The sequence below is a fragment of the Brevibacterium sp. BRM-1 genome (genome assembly GCF_026802075.1).
In the GTDB taxonomy this organism is placed as follows: domain Bacteria; phylum Actinomycetota; class Actinomycetes; order Actinomycetales; family Brevibacteriaceae; genus Brevibacterium; species Brevibacterium rongguiense.
Genome location: NZ_CP113788.1, coordinates 1,764,214 through 1,778,569, shown reverse-complemented (window position 1 = coordinate 1,778,569; position 14,356 = coordinate 1,764,214). Strand labels below are relative to the sequence as shown.

Annotated in this window: 15 protein-coding genes; 11 read left to right on the top strand and 4 right to left on the bottom strand. The window is 72.7% G+C overall.

Annotated elements, in window-relative coordinates; genetic code table 11:
* Positions 1 to 52 precede the first annotated feature (52 nt).
* Together BRM1_RS07800 and BRM1_RS07795 are read left to right on the top strand one after the other, a co-directional pair.
* Positions 53 to 238, top strand: coding sequence for a hypothetical protein (locus BRM1_RS07800; RefSeq protein WP_160952649.1), 186 nt, complete (start codon positions 53 to 55; stop codon positions 236 to 238).
* A gap of 7 nt (positions 239 to 245) precedes the next feature.
* Positions 246 to 965, top strand: a complete 720-nt coding sequence (locus tag BRM1_RS07795) for a hypothetical protein (RefSeq protein WP_160952650.1) — start codon at positions 246 to 248, stop codon at positions 963 to 965.
* Between the two features lie 49 nt (positions 966 to 1,014).
* Here the strand turns inward: BRM1_RS07795 and BRM1_RS07790 are convergent, their stop codons facing one another.
* The gene (locus tag BRM1_RS07790) at positions 1,015 to 1,617 is read right to left on the bottom strand and encodes a hypothetical protein (RefSeq protein ID WP_160952651.1); all 603 of its coding nucleotides are present in this window, start codon (positions 1,615 to 1,617) and stop codon (positions 1,015 to 1,017) included.
* Between the two features lie 478 nt (positions 1,618 to 2,095).
* Here BRM1_RS07790 and BRM1_RS07785 point away from each other — a divergent pair, with 478 nt between their 5' ends.
* The 5 genes from BRM1_RS07785 to BRM1_RS07765 all read left to right on the top strand — a co-directional run bounded on the left by BRM1_RS07785 (position 2,096) and on the right by BRM1_RS07765 (position 6,182).
* Positions 2,096 to 3,421, top strand: a complete 1,326-nt coding sequence (locus BRM1_RS07785; RefSeq protein WP_235936280.1) for a DUF2079 domain-containing protein — start codon at positions 2,096 to 2,098, stop codon at positions 3,419 to 3,421.
* A gap of 74 nt (positions 3,422 to 3,495) precedes the next feature.
* Positions 3,496 to 4,533, top strand: coding sequence for an alpha/beta fold hydrolase (locus tag BRM1_RS07780; RefSeq protein ID WP_268524999.1), 1,038 nt, complete (start codon positions 3,496 to 3,498; stop codon positions 4,531 to 4,533).
* 146 nt (positions 4,534 to 4,679) lie between these two features.
* A complete protein-coding gene (locus tag BRM1_RS07775) occupies positions 4,680 to 5,420 on the top strand; it encodes a hypothetical protein (protein ID WP_268524997.1) in 741 nt (246 codons plus the stop codon).
* 60 nt (positions 5,421 to 5,480) lie between these two features.
* Positions 5,481 to 5,828, top strand: a complete 348-nt coding sequence (locus BRM1_RS07770; RefSeq protein WP_268524995.1) for a hypothetical protein — start codon at positions 5,481 to 5,483, stop codon at positions 5,826 to 5,828.
* A 150-nt stretch (positions 5,829 to 5,978) separates the two neighbouring features.
* Positions 5,979 to 6,182, top strand: a complete 204-nt coding sequence (locus BRM1_RS07765; RefSeq protein WP_160952654.1) for a CsbD family protein — start codon at positions 5,979 to 5,981, stop codon at positions 6,180 to 6,182.
* A 98-nt stretch (positions 6,183 to 6,280) separates the two neighbouring features.
* Here the strand turns inward: BRM1_RS07765 and BRM1_RS07760 are convergent, their stop codons facing one another.
* Positions 6,281 to 6,730 carry a flavodoxin family protein gene (locus BRM1_RS07760; RefSeq protein ID WP_160952655.1) on the bottom strand — a complete coding sequence of 150 codons (450 nt, stop codon included), beginning with the start codon at positions 6,728 to 6,730 and terminating at the stop codon, positions 6,281 to 6,283.
* Between the two features lie 73 nt (positions 6,731 to 6,803).
* Between BRM1_RS07760 and BRM1_RS07755 the strand changes: the two genes are divergently transcribed.
* Positions 6,804 to 7,676 (top strand): Sir2 family NAD-dependent protein deacetylase, encoded by an 873-nt coding sequence (locus BRM1_RS07755; RefSeq protein ID WP_268524991.1) that lies wholly within the window; start codon positions 6,804 to 6,806, stop codon positions 7,674 to 7,676.
* A gap of 235 nt (positions 7,677 to 7,911) precedes the next feature.
* Entirely contained in the window at positions 7,912 to 8,535 is a 624-nt protein-coding gene (locus tag BRM1_RS07750) for a TIGR03085 family metal-binding protein (RefSeq protein WP_268524990.1), read from the top strand.
* Between the two features lie 57 nt (positions 8,536 to 8,592).
* Here BRM1_RS07750 and BRM1_RS07745 read toward each other — a convergent pair whose 3' ends face one another.
* On the bottom strand, positions 8,593 to 8,946 hold the full coding sequence (locus BRM1_RS07745; protein ID WP_268524988.1) for a hypothetical protein: 354 nt from the start codon (positions 8,944 to 8,946) through the stop codon (positions 8,593 to 8,595).
* Positions 8,946 to 9,353 carry a hypothetical protein gene (locus BRM1_RS07740; RefSeq protein ID WP_268524987.1) on the bottom strand — a complete coding sequence of 136 codons (408 nt, stop codon included), beginning with the start codon at positions 9,351 to 9,353 and terminating at the stop codon, positions 8,946 to 8,948. The genes BRM1_RS07745 and BRM1_RS07740 overlap by 1 nt, the downstream gene beginning before the upstream one ends.
* Before the next feature lie 218 nt (positions 9,354 to 9,571).
* Here BRM1_RS07740 and BRM1_RS07735 point away from each other — a divergent pair, with 218 nt between their 5' ends.
* Both BRM1_RS07735 and recR read left to right on the top strand, forming a co-directional pair.
* Entirely contained in the window at positions 9,572 to 13,570 is a 3,999-nt protein-coding gene (locus tag BRM1_RS07735; protein WP_268524986.1) for a DNA polymerase III subunit gamma and tau, read from the top strand.
* On the top strand, positions 13,567 to 14,172 hold the full coding sequence (recR, locus tag BRM1_RS07730; protein ID WP_160952660.1) for a recombination mediator RecR: 606 nt from the start codon (positions 13,567 to 13,569) through the stop codon (positions 14,170 to 14,172). Before BRM1_RS07735 ends, recR begins: the two co-directional genes overlap by 4 nt.
* The last annotated feature ends 184 nt before the right edge of the window (positions 14,173 to 14,356 follow it).

Sequence of the window (14,356 nt, the reverse complement as noted above, 5' to 3'; positions counted from 1 at the left end):
TTGTATCGTCTGGGTCACTGGTGGATACTCACTCGGACGAGAGGTGGTGGTCATGATGACTCCAGTCGTGCCGGTGGTGCTGACGAAGCGCGAGGCGTGCCGGGAACTGGCTGAACTCCGTGAGCGGATCGGGGATGTCGGGGCTCTGCGGGAGCGCGGCGAGCGATTCGAGCTGAGTGCCGACGAACTTGTCGACTACGGCCGATTGCTCGATCTTGAGTTCCTCACCAGTGACTGACACCCCGGTGCTCGAAACCCAGGCGGCCCGGTTCGCGGGCGACCTGACTGCCACGGTGCAGGCGGTGTCGCCCGGGTGCTCCCCGTTTGCGGCCACGGCCGTTGCGGACGCCAATCGATTCGTCGTCTCGCAGACTCCTGCGCAGGGTGTTCCCCTTCGTGTTGGAGGCGAACCGCTGCTGACGCTGCTGGTGAGATTTCAGTGTGTGCTTGACGGTGTGGGCAGATTTCTTGCGGTCGAAAAGTCAGGGATTGCCGTCCACGCAGGTCAGCGCGCCAGTGGGGAACCGCTCTTCCGCTTCGAATACGACAGGCGCACCCACTCGGTGCCTGTTGCGCATATCCAGGTCCATGCCCACCGCGACGCGCTGAGCCACGTGCTGGCACGCGCGGGAAGCGGTACTCAGCGAGCCCGTCGACGAGCCGACAGCACCGGCATTCCAGCGCTCAGCCAGCTGCATTTCCCCGTCGGCGGACATCGATTTCGACCCTGCCTCGAAGACGTGTTGGAGATGCTCATCGATGAGTTCGGAATCGACGATGCCGGGGACGCCAAAGCGGCGCTGCGCGAGGGGCGTGAGCGGTGGCGGCATACGCAGACCCGCAGTGCCGTTCGCGACGACCCGGCAGAAGCGGCGATAGCCCTTCGCGAGCTTGGCTATGCGGTCCAGTGGTCTGGGGGCGGAGACGAGCCCGAACCTCAGCGGGAGCGACTGCAGGCACCTTGACCCTGCCCCCAGTGCCCCAGCGCGCTGACGGCCACGACCGGCGCGCCCGCTAGTCGAGCTTGAGGTCCTTCTTGTTCATGCCGGGGAAGATGAGCTGGTACCTGACCATGTCGCCCCTGTGGTCGATGAGCTTGACGGAGCCGAAGTACGTCTTGCCGTTCGCCGTCACATTGCACAGCGTGGAGCCGCGCCACGAGTTCACGTTCATCTTGCGCGTGCAGTCGACCTTCGAGACCTTCATCTCGAACTTGTTGACGAAGAGGTCCTTGAGATCGAACTCGAGTGACTTCTCCGGGATCGTGCCGTTGCCCTTCTTGTCGACCTTCATGGAGCCGTCGCTCGCCCACGAGGTCGTCTTCGCCGAGTCCTTGAACCGCTCGCTCACGTTCGTCGACGGTGTCGTGGGGGCGCTGCCGGAGCCGTCTGCACCACTGCTGGCCTCGGCTGTGGCACCCGTGCCACCGGCATCGGCTTCGCCGTCGGCCGCGCTCTGGTCCGCGCCGCCCTCCGCCGGCGCCGAGGCGGACTGCTGCTGGTCTCCCTGCTCGCCCTGGGACTCGCCCCCGCCGGAGCAGCCTGCCAGGCAGACGGTGAGGGCGGCGGCCGCGGCGACGAGCCGGGGCGGGCGAAGTGCTGTGCGAAGCGCGATCACGACGGTCTCCTTCAGGAATGGGACGCTCGGTTATCCGTACGGCATCACTCTGCCATGCCCGCCCACCCTTGAGGCGCCAACGGTGTGACGAGGCCGCCACACGGTGCGGGTGCGCCGTGCCCGGTGCTGAGATTGCTCCCGGGCGGCCACAGGGGCGTTGTTAGGATCGGCTTGGAGCCCGTCCGCCCGGACACCCGCCTCGCCTCCGCTTGCCGCACCCCCGGTCCGCGCGCCGCCCGCCGTGCAGCGCAGGCCCTCGACGAAGGATCCCCGCATGCCGGTCCCGCCCTCTTCCGCGCACCACACAGCAGCGCGTCAGGCGCCCGCGGATTCCGGGGGTGCCCCTGGCGCGGCTCGGGCCGCAGGAGGTCCGGCAGCGGAGCAGCGGGAAGCAGCATCCGAACGCGCCGGGCAGCGGGGCCGCGCGCGAGGTGCCGCGCCGGCCGGCACCTCGGCGGCGCGGGGACGCCTGGCGGGATTGCGCGACCGGACGACGGCAGCACTCGCGCCGCTCGGGGCGTTCCTTACCCGCTTCGCCCCGGCAGTCGCGGCGCTGACGGCCGCCGTGCTCTACGGTGCGCTGTCGATCCTCATGTGGGTCAACTACTACTCGCCCTCATGGGATCTGGGCATCTTCACCCAGCTCATGGACCAGTATTCGAAGCTCCAGGCGCCCATCGTCGACATCAAGGGCCCCGGCTACAACCTGCTGGGCGACCACTTCCACCCGATCCTCATCCTGCTCGCCCCCGTCTTCGCCGTCTTCCCCTCGGGCCTCACCCTCATGCTGTGCCAGACCGTGCTGTTCGCGGCCTCGGCCTGGCCCCTGACTTCCCTGGCCTTCGAGCGCCTGAGCACGAAGGGCGCGTGGCTGCTCAGCTTCGCCTACGTCTTCTCGTTCGGGCTGCTCAATGCCGTGACCGCCCAGTTCCACGAGATCGCCGTGGCGGTGCCGCTCATGGCATTCGGGCTCGTCTGGTGGATGCGCGGGCGGCGCATCGGAGCCGCGGTGGCCATCGGGCTGCTCGTGTTCTGCAAGGAGGACCTGGGGCTGACCGTCGCGATGTTCGGCGCCGTCGTCTGGCTCAAGGACCGCAGGGACTTCCGCTGGGCGCTGGGCTTCGCCGTCTGGGGCGTCATGTGGTTCCTCTACGCCGTCTTCGTCTTCATCCCCATGTTCAACACCGGCGGCGGCTACGACTACACGGACAACGTCACCCTGGCGCAGACCATCCGCGAGGGCCTGACGACCAAGCTCGGGACCGTGGGCTTCCTGGCCCTCACGGCCGGCGCCATCGGCCTCCGCTCGCCCTACATCCTCCTCATGCTCCCCACGCTGGCGTGGCGCTTCGCGGGCAACGTCGAGGGCTACTGGAACCTCAGCTTCCACTACTCGGCCGTCCTCATGCCGATCGCGGTGGTCGCTCTCGTCGATGCTGCCAAGCGCCGCCACCGGAACTTCGCGCCCCTGGTGGCGGCCATCACCGCCGTCGCGCTGCTGAGCCAGACGAGCATCCACCTGCTGTGGGACGCCGACCGGTACAAGGTCGACGGCGGACCCGCGGTCCAGGCGGCCAGCCGCTACGGCTCCGTGGGCACGGACCTCCACCTCCTCGCCTACCTCGCACCCAAGACGCACGTCTACTGGACGAGCACGCTGGGCGGAGTCCGCCCCGATGCGATCGCCCTGCGCCCGGACGACACGCACGAGCCCGTGGAGTCCTGGGCGGCGAAGAATCTGGGCGGAGACTGGAGGCTCGTCTACAGCGGCGGTGGCTACGAGGTCGTCGCCCGGCAGTCATAGCCACGGCAGTCACAGGCACGGACCGCGGGCAGCGCAGGGGTGATACCCGGGCCGCCCCTGGAAGGGGATTCGTCATGGCCGATCGGCACGACTCGCAGCGCCCAGCGCTCGGGGCACCGCACGACAACGCATCGGTGGCCGCCCGGCTGGGCGGTGAGCCGTTCGAGCTGCCGGCCCGCGGCCTCGCGTTCGCGGGCTATCGCGCCTCCCCGGGCACCGGAGTTCCTGGGGCCGCCGAGGCGCACTCACCCGCCGCTCCCCGAACCGCTGCCCCCGGGGTCGGAGCTCACGGCACCGGAGCTCACGGGGCCGCCGAGGCGCGGCCCGGCGCCGCGCTGCCGGTGCTCCTCGTCCACGGCTGGCCGGAGTTCGCGGCCGGGTGGGAGGCCACGGCCCGCGAACTGCTGGCAGCCGGTTACGAGGTGGCCGCCTACGATCAGCGCGGGTATTCTCCCGGCGCCCGCCCGGACGACGTGCGCGCCTACGACGTCGCGGAGCTCGTGGCGGACATGGCCGCCGTGGCCGAAGGACTGGGCTGGGAGCGGTTCCACCTGGTCGGCCACGACTGGGGCGGGATCGTCGGCTGGGCCTTCGCCGCGGTGCACCCGGAGCGCCTCGCGAGCTTCACCTCCGCGGCCTCGGCGCACCCCGAGGCGCACGGCCGCAGGATGGCCGAGGACCCGGATCAGCGCCGCCGCATGGAGTACATGCGCCGCATCCGCAGGGACCCCGCGGGGATGCGCGAGGCGCTCCTGGACGACGATGGTGCGCTCCTGCGCTCGTACTACCAGGGCGCGGTCCCAGCCGCGCTCGTCGACTCCTACGTCGAGCGGCTGAGCGAGCCCGGTGCGATGGACGCCGTACTGTCGTACTACCGCCAGTTCGGCGAGGGCGCGCCGATCGCATACCGGCCCATCACGGTGCCAGCGCTCTACCTCTGGGGCTCGCGGGACGCGGCCTTCACCCGGGGCGCGGCGGAGCTCACCGCGGACTACGTCGAGGGCCCCTACCGCTTCGTCGAGCTGACCGGGGCCACCCACTGGCTGCCCGAGGAAAAACCGGACGAGATCGCCGCGGCCGTGCTCGACTGGGCCTCGCGCCATCCCGACTGACGGGCGACCCGCGCCGACCGCACCGGCCCCGCCGCGTCACGATCGGGTGACGACTGGGCCGCCCCGCCGCCCGCGGGCCGTGCGCACTCCCCGCGAGGACTAGGGTGCTCATGATCGCAGCCCCGAATTCCGAAGGATCTCCCCTCATGCGCGTGCCACTGCTCTGCGCGGCCACCACGGCCGCCCTCGTCCTGGGCCTCGGCCTGCCGGCCACCGCCGCCGAACTCGGAGGCTCCGGTTCCGAACCGAGCGCCGCCCACTCCGCCGCCCCCCGCGAGTCGCAGGCGAGCGACTCGCACGCCTCGGAGCTGGCGTCCTCGGAGGCTGCGCAGACGAAGGGCGCACGGACCCCGCTGGCCACCACCGAGGCGAAGGCGCCGACGGCGCGTGCGAAGTCGGCGACCGCGCCCACGGCCACCGCCCGCGCGGTGAAGATCGACGCGAAGATCTCGGCGGCCGCCGCACGCGCCAAGCTCGGCGCCGCGAAGGGCGCCACCGCCTCCGTGAAGGGCGGGGTGCGCCAGAACTACGCCCGCGGCGCCGTCTTCCTCAAGAAGGGCGCGAAGACCGCCTACGCCGTGCGCTCCGGGATGCTGGGCCGCTACCGCTCCGCCGCCGGCCTGCCCACCGGCAACGAAGCCTGCCACGGCAAGAACTGGTGCACGCAGCCGTTCAGCGGCAGCCCCCGCACCCTGTCCTGGACCTCCGGGAAGATGCGCGTGTGCACCGGGCTGCGCAAGCGGGTCGAAGGGAAGAAGGCCTCGGCACTCCAGGTCATCGAGGTGGACCAGACGAGCACGCGCCACGCCAACGTCTACGCCTGCGTCCGCGATTCCAACGGCACCTACAAGCGCGACGGCGGTGCCTACGCGGGGCTCGTCGGCTAGACCGGCACTGCGGCGAAGAAGCGCGAGGGCGATGGGAAGACCCCGCGCGGTGTCTACTGGATGCGCGGCGGCTTCGGCACCAGCAAGAACCCGGGGCTCAAGCACCAGCGCTACACGAAGGTGACGAAGAAGACCGTCTGGGTCGACAGCTCCGCGTCGAAGTACTACAACACCATGCGGCCGTCCGGGAAGAGCGAGAAGCTCTACCAGCGCGGGCCCTACCGCCACGCCCAGGTGATCGGCTACAACGAGAAGCGCGCGAAGGGCAAGGGCTCCGCCATCTTCCTGCACCGGCGCACCAGCGCGTCGAACTACACGATGGGCTGCGTTGCCGTCTACGACTCCTCGCTCGTCAAGCTCATGAAGTGGCAGATCTCGAAGGACGTGCAGATCGCCATCCACGCCTGAGCGCGGGCGCGGCGGAGGTTCGAAGCGTGGCCGCCGCGGTGCTCGGGGGCCTGTGCGAGCGGCGCATTCGCACACAGTCCCCTGTCAGGAACCGGTCATAGCGTGGGCGGCAGAGGCGGTGACCCGCACCGCCGGAGGCAAGGAGTGAACATGGGACTCGACGACAAGTTCGACAACAAGGCCCAGGAGTTCGGCGGCCAGGCCAAGGACACCATCGGCAAGGCCACCGGCGACGAAGAGCTGCAGGCCGAGGGCAAGGGCGACAAGTTCTCCGCCAACGCCAAGCAGGCCGGCGAGAAGATCAAGGACGCCGGCAAGAAGATCGGCGAGGCGTTCGGCGGCGACAAGCACTGAGCCCCGCCACCAGCGCGCAGGCCCTGACGGCCTGACCGCAGCGGCGCCCCCTGCCCTCCGGCAGGGGGCGCCGCTGCGTCCCCGCCCTTGCGTGCCCCCTACGCCAGGAGGGTGGCGGCCGTGGTCGCCACCGCCTCGGCGACGGCCTCGCACTCCGGCGGCCCCACCTCACCGGTGAGGACGACGGGCGGGCAGGCCAGCGTCCAGCCCAGCCCGGTGGTGATCTGCTCCATGGCCCGCTCCGCGCCGGTCGTGTCCCAGCCGCCGTGGATCCAGTACGCCAGCGGCCGTCGCGCAGTCGCCTCCCTGACCTCGTAGTACGTCGTGTCGAAGAAGTGCTTGAGGGCCCCGGAGATGTAGCCGAAGTTCACGGTGGTGCCCAGCGCATAGGCATCGGCGGCCAGGACGTCCTCGGCGGTTGCCTCGAGGGCCGCGCGCTCGACGAGCTCCACGGACGCGAGCTCGTCGAGGTCGAAGACCCCGCGCGCCGCCTGGGCCAGAGACTGCGTGGCGCGGGTGGGGGAGTGGTGGACCATGAGCAGCTTCATGGCCCCACGCTAGCCGCCGTAGGCTGGGAACGGCAGAGTGCGGCCCGGCAGGGCCCGACGAGGGGAGTGCGCGGTGGCCGTCATCAAGGATCCGCTGCGCGGACTCGCCCGGCCCGCGCCCACCGCGAGCGACGCGCAGATCGCCGCCGCCCTCGCCGCCCGTCCAACAGGCGACTGGGCCGTCCTCACCGGTGCCGGCATGAGCACGGACTCCGGCATCCCCGATTACCGCGGCCCGGGCGCCCCGCCGCGCTCGCCCATGACGGGCCAGACGTTCCGCTCGGGGCAGGCCGCCCGCTCCCGCTACTGGGCGCGCAGCTTCCTGGGCTGGCCCCGCATCCGCGCCGCCCAGCCGAACGCCGCCCACCGTGCGCTGGCGCGCCTGTCCCCGCACGGAACCATCACCCAGAACGTCGACGGGCTGCACGAGACCGCGGGATCCGACCCGGTCATCGACCTGCACGGCCGGTTGGACCGCGTCATCTGCCTGCAATGCGGCGAGCTCTTCTCCCGCGACTGGCTCCAGGGGGAGCTGGACGCCCTCAACCCGGGCTTCCGGGCGGGCCTGTCCATCAGCCCGGAGGAGATCGAGACGGCACCCGACGGCGATGTCGCGCTCGAGGAGACCGCGGGCTTCGCCGTTCCGCCGTGCCCCGTGTGCGGCGGCATCCTCAAGCCCGATGTCGTGTTCTTCGGCGAGAGCGTGCCCGCGGAGCGCGCCGAGGCCGCGACGCGCCTGGCCGCCGGGGCGCACGGGCTCGTGGTGCTCGGCAGCTCGCTCGCCGTGCTCTCCGGGCTGCGCTTCGTGCGCTCGGCCGCCCGCGAGGGGCGCCCGGTCGTCATCGTCACCGACGGCCCCACCCGCGGTGATGCGCTCGCCGCCCACCGCTCCACCTCCCGGGTCGCGGACTTCCTGGCTGCGTGGGAGGCCGCCGTGGCCCCGTGAGCGGGGCCGGCGCGGCCACACGGCGGGCGGCGCGCGCCTCGGCGGTGAAGGGTGTGCCGGCACCCCGCGCGGCAGGCCGGTGGCCGCGGATGCGTCCGAGGCGGGGCGGGCGGCGACTGCGGATGCGTCCGAGGCGCGGCGGGCCGGCGATAGCGGATGCGCCCGAGGCGGGGCGGGCCGGCGACACCCCGGCGCGGGGGCTGACGGCGGGGCGCGGGCTCAGTACGCTGTGGCCATGACGAACTTCGCGCGTTCCGAACGTCTCGCCCTGGCCGCCGAACTCCGCTCAGCGGGCCCCGACGCGCCCACGCTGTGCGAGGGGTGGGACGCCAAGGACCTCGCCATCCACATCGTCATCCGCGATCGCTACCCGCTGTCGCTGCCCGGCAACGCCTTCCCGCAGTTCGCGGACAAGGTGCCCTGGCTCAGCGAGCGCAGCAAGAAGACCGCCGCCCACCTCGCGGAGCTGCCGTGGAACGAGATCGTCGGAATGGTGGCCGGCGGCCCGGGCATGCTCTCGCCCATGTCGCTCGAGCCCATCGACCACCTGGCCAACACGGCTGAGTTCTACGTCCACCACGAGGACGTGCGCCGGGCCGGCCGCGGCTTCGCCCCGCGCAATCTGCCCCACGAGTTCGAATCGCAGTGCTGGAAGATCGTCTCCGCGATCGCGAAGGCTCCTGGCGCCCACGCCGATGACCCGGTGGAATTCGTCGCGGACGGATTCGGCGAGGTGCACGCGGGCCCGCGCGATGCGGCGGCCACGGTGGTCTCGGGCAAGCCCTCCGAGCTGCTGCTCTACGCGTTCGGCCGCCGGGACAGGGCCAATGTGGAGGTCACGGCCCCGAAGAAGGGGTGAGGCGGAGACGCGCTGAGCCGCGGAGGCGCTGAGCCGGGGTGGGTCGGCGGCAACGGCCTACTGCTCCTGGTCTTCTGGAGGCTGGTTTTTGCCGGGAGACTCGGGATCGCTGGGGGTGCCGGGGCCGTTGCCGTCTGCGCCGCTGCCGCCGCCGCTGCGTTCGTCGTTGCCACCCCGTTCGCCGACGTCGCCGGGTCCGCCGGCATCGCCGCGGCGAAGGCTTCGCTCGTGGCTGCGGCGCTGCTCGTCCTCGCGGCGCTGGGCCTCCTCCGTCTCCATGCGCGCCATGCGCCCGCCGATGTGGCTGTCCGGCTTCGTCATGACCCGCCAGATGAGGAACGCGCCGCCGAAGAACGCCACCGCGAAGAACGCGATGACGATGAGGACGGCCAACAGCTGCGGTTCGGCCATCAGCGCGCCAGCCGCTTGCGGTCGAAGCGGTTCGGCCCCCGCGAGCGGAATGTGCCCAGGCCCATGCTGCCGCTCACGGCGATGAGGGGGCTGCCCGGGCGGGCGGCGGCAGCGGCATGCGAGCGGATCGAGCCCCAGCCGGCCGTGAGTCGATCCGTGTTCACACCCCAGGAGTCCGGGACCACGATGAGCAGGCCCCCCATGCCGGGCCGCACCTCCACCTCGATCGTCGGCACATCCGTGGGCGCTTCGAGGAAGTTCAGCTCGATGTTCGACCCCTTGGGGAACGCCTCGATGAAGGGCACTGGGGTCCAGCGCCCGCGCCGGCGCACCGCGCTCCAGGTCGCCTTCACGACGAGCGGGTCTGCCGGATCCCAGCCGGGGATGGCGGCGGTCGAATCGTGCATGTCTCACCTCCTGGGGGTGCGGGCGCTGCGGGCGCTGGGCTCATGGGAGCCGGCGGCGTAGGCGGCGGGCTGTTGGGCGCGGGCCCCGTCGCGCGCCTCGGCGCGGGGCCGTGACCCCACCCCAGCCCGGTGCCGTGGCCTCACCCCGCCGTGGGGCTGTGGCCTCAGGCTACGCCAGCGCCCTGCCCCGTGTCCGCGGTTCGTCGTAGGGTAGTCGCGTGCCCACAGCTCTGTATCGCCGCTACCGCCCGGACACCTTCGATGAGGTGATCGGGCAGGACCACGTAACCGGCCCGCTCAAGGCGGCGCTGGCCCATCAGCGCGCCAACCACGCGTACCTCTTCTCCGGCCCGCGCGGCTGCGGCAAGACGACCTCCGCACGGATCCTGGCGCGCTGCCTCAACTGCGCGCAGGGCCCCACGCCCACGCCGTGCGGTGAGTGCGAGAGCTGCCGCGACCTCGCCACCGGCGGCCCCGGCTCGCTCGACGTCGTGGAGATCGACGCGGCCAGCCACAACGGCGTCGACGACGCCCGCGATCTGCGTGAGCGCGCCGTGTACGCGCCGGCCCGCGACCGCTACAAGATCTTCATCCTCGACGAGGCCCACATGGTGACCCCGCAGGGCTTCAACGCGCTCCTCAAGCTCGTGGAGGAGCCACCGGAGCACGTGAAGTTCGTCTTCGCCACCACGGAGCCGGAGAAGGTCATCGGGACCATCCGCTCGCGCACGCACCACTACCCCTTCCGGCTCGTGCCCCCGGAGATTATGACCTCCTACCTGGACGAGCTCTGCCGCCGCGAGGACGTGCCGGTGGGCAAGGGCGTCCTGCCGCTCGTCGTGCGGGCCGGGGGCGGCTCCGTGCGCGATTCGCTGTCCGTGCTCGACCAGCTCATGGCGGGCGCGGGCGAGGAGGGCATCGACTACGCCACCGCCGTCGCGCTGCTGGGCTACACGCCGGAATCGCTCCTGGGCGACATCGTCGACGCGCTCTCCGCCGGCGACGGCGCCGCCGTCTACCGCGTCATCGACCGGGTCATCGAGTCCGGCCAGGACCCGCGCCGCTTCGTCGAGGACCTCCTCGAGCGCTTCCGCGACCTCATCGTCGTGGGCACCGCGCCCGAGCGCGCCGCCGCGCTCCTGCCGGAGGCACCCGCCGATCACGTCGAGCGCCTCGCCCAGCAGGCGCAGAGCCTGGGCGCCGCGGAGCTCTCCCGCGCGGCCGACCTGCTCAACGCCGGGCTCACGGAGATGACCGGGGCCACGTCCCCGCGCCTTCAGCTCGAGCTCATCTGCGCGCGCATCCTCCTGCCCTCCGTCGACGATCAGCGCCGCGGAGTGCTCTCGCGCCTCGACCGGATGGAGCGCCGGGTGGGCATGAGCGCCGCGGGCGCCGTGGCGCCCGGCGCGGCCGACACTGCTGCTTTACAGGCGGGCGCGGCTCCGACCGGCGCCGAGGCGCAGCCCGGCTCGGGCGTGCCAGGCGAGGCTGCCGGTGGCGGCTCGCGGCCCGCCGACGGCGCCGCACGCGGCGCCGTCCCGAGTGCGGCGGGCGCCCAGGGCACGGCGGGCGCCGCGCGCGGAGTCGACGACGACCTGGATGCCATGGCGGACTTCGCCGCGAGCGCCGAGTCCATGCTCGCCGACGAGGAGGCTGCCGAGGGCGCGCGGGACGAGAGTGCCTCCGGTGGTGACGGATCCGCGCACGGCTCCGGAACGCGCTCCGGCGCCCCCTCGGATGGCGGCGCGGCCGATGGCGCTTCCCAGACGCCCGCGGGCGCCGGGCAGGCTGGCGGCGCGCAGCACGATGCGAACCGCGCTTCGCTGGCGGACGCCGACCCCCGCACGGAGACCGAGGACCGTGTCGAGGCGGGCTCCCGAGGGCAGGCGGGCTCCGGTGCGAATGCCAGCGCCGCCGCGGCGCCCAGCAGCGCAGCGGATGGCGGGGCCCGGGGTGCCAGTGCCGAGGCTCCCTCCGGCAGCGCCGCTCAGCCCTCCGCGCCCGCCGGTCGCGGGGCCCGCGGGGATGACCCTGAGCGCGGCACCCACGGCCCGGGCGCGTCTCAGGCGCCGGGCCAGGACGGGAAGCCTGGCCAGGCCGGGGAGCGGAATCCCGCGCAGGCGCGGGCCGCGCAGCCCGCCGGCGCCGCGGCACAGCAGGCCGGCGTCGGGGAACAGCCGGATGCAGACCAGGCTGAACCTCACGGCGGTGGTGCTCAGACCCCCGGCAGTCAGGCTGCCGGCAGTCAGGCCGCCGGCAGTCAGGGTGCAGGCAGCCGGGCCTCCGGAACTCAGGCCCCCGGTGAGGCCTCCGCTCAGCAGACCGGCGGGCAGGAGATCGACGCGATCCGCCGCGCCTGGCCGAACGTGCTCGACGCGCTCGGCCAGCGCAGCCGCCTGGCCCGCGCCATCATCAGCTCGAACGCGGTGCCGCAGGGCTTCGCCGACGGCGCACTGCTCCTGGGCTTCAACAACGAGAGCGCCGCGGCGAACTTCAACCGCAACGGCAACGATGCGAAGCTCGCCGAGGCCATCGACGAGGTGCTCGGCATCCGGGCCGCCGTGCGCATCGGCGAGGTGGGCGCCGCGCTCGACACCTCCGCCATGGGCGGCGGGCAGGCCCCGCCGCCGCAGCGCGAGCACCGCCGCCCCTCGCAGCAGGAGTTCGAGGCCGTCGTGGGCAAGCGGGCCCAGGATCAGGAGCCCACGGACCGCGAGCGCTACTGGCAGGCCCCTCCCGAGGCGGGGCCGGGCGACTCCGGTGACGACGATGCGGAGGCAGAACCGCAGCCTCGCACTGATGTCCCAGCCGATGCGCCCGAGGAAGCCGAGCGGGCCGCCGAGGACATGCCGCGCGCCCCGCAGGACTTCGAGGATCCCTACGATCTGGACCAGCCCGCCGAGGCAGACGACGAACCGCGGGCCGACCAGCCGCCGGCCGACGATCTGCCCGCCGGAGCGCAGGCGGAGGGCCACGTCGGGTCCGACGAGGTGCTCGCCGGGGGAGCGGCGGCGGCCGGGCCCGCGGCCATGGACGAGGCGCGTGACGGTGTGCAGGTCGATGGCATGCCGCGCGGTGCTGCGCGCACCGATGCAGCGCCGACCGGGCCGACAGCGCCCGACTCGGCCACCGCCGGCACCACGACTTCCGGTGCGCCCGCCTCCGGCACAGCTGCCGCCGTTGCAGCGCCGACTGGGTCGACCGCGGGCGCGGAGGGCGAAGAAGGCGCCGGGCGCACCGAGGACGCTGGGGGCGCCGTCGCCGCGGAGGGCGCCGGTGACGCCGGCGAACACGCGGGAGCCAGCGACGCAGTGACCGATGTGCCGCCCGACCAGCGCGGTGTCGATCCGCGCGAGGCCGAGGAGGCCCGCGTGCGGGGCGAGCGAGCCGGTGAGAGCTCTGCGCATGAGACCGAGGCCCGGGGGGCGAGTGCCGATCGGCAGGCGGAGACCGCCGCGGGCTGGGGCGCCGTCGACATGCCCGGTGTCGTGGTGCCGCCCCCGCCGGACATCGACGAGCCCTACTACGACGACATCGAAACCGGCGGCATCGACCCCTACGAGGATCGGCAACCGCAGCCCGGTGAGCACCGCGCTGCCCCGGCTGCGGAGCCGGATTCCGGGCAGCCCGCCGCACGCCCCGATGACCACGCTGGGCCGGGTATGAGCGAGCCGGGCGCCCCGGGCAGCCCGGACGTCCCGGGGAGCGCGCGCAGCCCGGGCGACCCGGCTGCCCAGGATGAGGCCCTGGTGAGCGGGGAGGCGGAGCCCGCGGGCGCCTCGGCGGCGGAAGGCGCGCCCCACGGTGGTGGAGACCCGGGCGGCGAGGACGACGACCTCGACTTCTTGGGCGCCTACGCGGATCCCACGATCGCGTTCACCTCGAATGAGGGTTACGCCCAGCCGCAGGCCGCCGTGCCCCAGCAGCGCAGCGTGGCCGATGACATCGCCGCCCGGCGGGCAGCGCAGGCACAGCAGCCGCCCGACGGCGACTGGGGCTACGGCGATGCGCCGCCCCGGGGCGACTGGGCCCCGGATGCCGAGTACGGCGGAGGGCCCGGGAATGCAGGGCCGCAGCCGCGCGTTCCGGACCCGGCGGAGAACTACGACGACTACGACACCGCGGACGATCCCGAGCTCGCCGAGGCCCCCGAGTTCGGCGTGCCCGTGGTCGAGCGGCTGCTGGGCGGCCAGGTCCTGGAGGAATTCAGAGAATGAGCATGGTCTACGAGGGTGCGCTTGCCGATCTCGTCGAGGAGTTCGGCAAGCTGCCCGGGATCGGGCCGAAGTCCGCCCAGCGGCTCGCGTTCCACATCCTCCAGAGCCCGGAGCTCGACGTCTCCGCGCTCGCCCACGCGCTCACGGAGGTCAAGAAGCGCGTGCGCTTCTGCGAGACGTGCGGCAACGTCTCGGAGGAGGAGCAGTGCGCCGTGTGCAAGGACCCGCGGCGCGAGCAGAGCGTCATCTGCATCGTCGAGGAGCCCAAGGACGTCGTCGCGATCGAGCGCACTCGCGAGTACCGCGGGCTCTACCACGTGCTGGGCGGGGCGATCGATCCCATGGCGGGCGTGGGGCCCGACGATCTGCGGATCAAGGAGCTGCTGCCGCGGCTCGAATCGGGCACCGTGACCGAGTGCGTGATCGCCACCGATCCCAACCTTGAGGGCGAGGCGACCGCGACGTATCTCATCCGGCTCCTGTCCTCGCTGGGCGTGACGGTCTCGAAGCTCGCCTCCGGCCTGCCCGTGGGCGGCGACCTCGAATACGCCGACGAGGTCACGCTCGGCCGCGCCTTCCAGGGCCGCACCTCCGTCGCCTGAGATCGGGTGCAGCGCGGTGCGGTGCGACCGCCACCACGCGCCGCCACCACGAACCCTCCGACACGAACCTTCCGTCCCCCGGTGCCGCTGTGAAGCGGTGCCCTCCACAAAACGTGCCCTCCACACATCGGCGCCCTCGCGCAGACCGGTGCCGCGCACCGAGTCCACGCGCGAACCGGTTCCT

Coding starts and splice junctions, on each gene's coding strand:
- recR (WP_160952660.1), top strand. CDS start 13,567: ATGAGCATGGTCTACGAGGGTGCGCTTGCCGATCTCGTCGAGGAGTTC.
- BRM1_RS07765 (WP_160952654.1), top strand. CDS start 5,979: ATGGGACTCGACGACAAGTTCGACAACAAGGCCCAGGAGTTCGGCGGC.
- BRM1_RS07745 (WP_268524988.1), bottom strand. CDS start 8,946: ATGGCCGAACCGCAGCTGTTGGCCGTCCTCATCGTCATCGCGTTCTTC.
- BRM1_RS07780 (WP_268524999.1), top strand. CDS start 3,496: ATGGCCGATCGGCACGACTCGCAGCGCCCAGCGCTCGGGGCACCGCAC.
- BRM1_RS07740 (WP_268524987.1), bottom strand. CDS start 9,353: ATGCACGATTCGACCGCCGCCATCCCCGGCTGGGATCCGGCAGACCCG.
- BRM1_RS07770 (WP_268524995.1), top strand. CDS start 5,481: ATGCGCGGCGGCTTCGGCACCAGCAAGAACCCGGGGCTCAAGCACCAG.
- BRM1_RS07775 (WP_268524997.1), top strand. CDS start 4,680: ATGCGCGTGCCACTGCTCTGCGCGGCCACCACGGCCGCCCTCGTCCTG.
- BRM1_RS07760 (WP_160952655.1), bottom strand. CDS start 6,730: ATGAAGCTGCTCATGGTCCACCACTCCCCCACCCGCGCCACGCAGTCT.
- BRM1_RS07750 (WP_268524990.1), top strand. CDS start 7,912: ATGACGAACTTCGCGCGTTCCGAACGTCTCGCCCTGGCCGCCGAACTC.
- BRM1_RS07800 (WP_160952649.1), top strand. CDS start 53: ATGATGACTCCAGTCGTGCCGGTGGTGCTGACGAAGCGCGAGGCGTGC.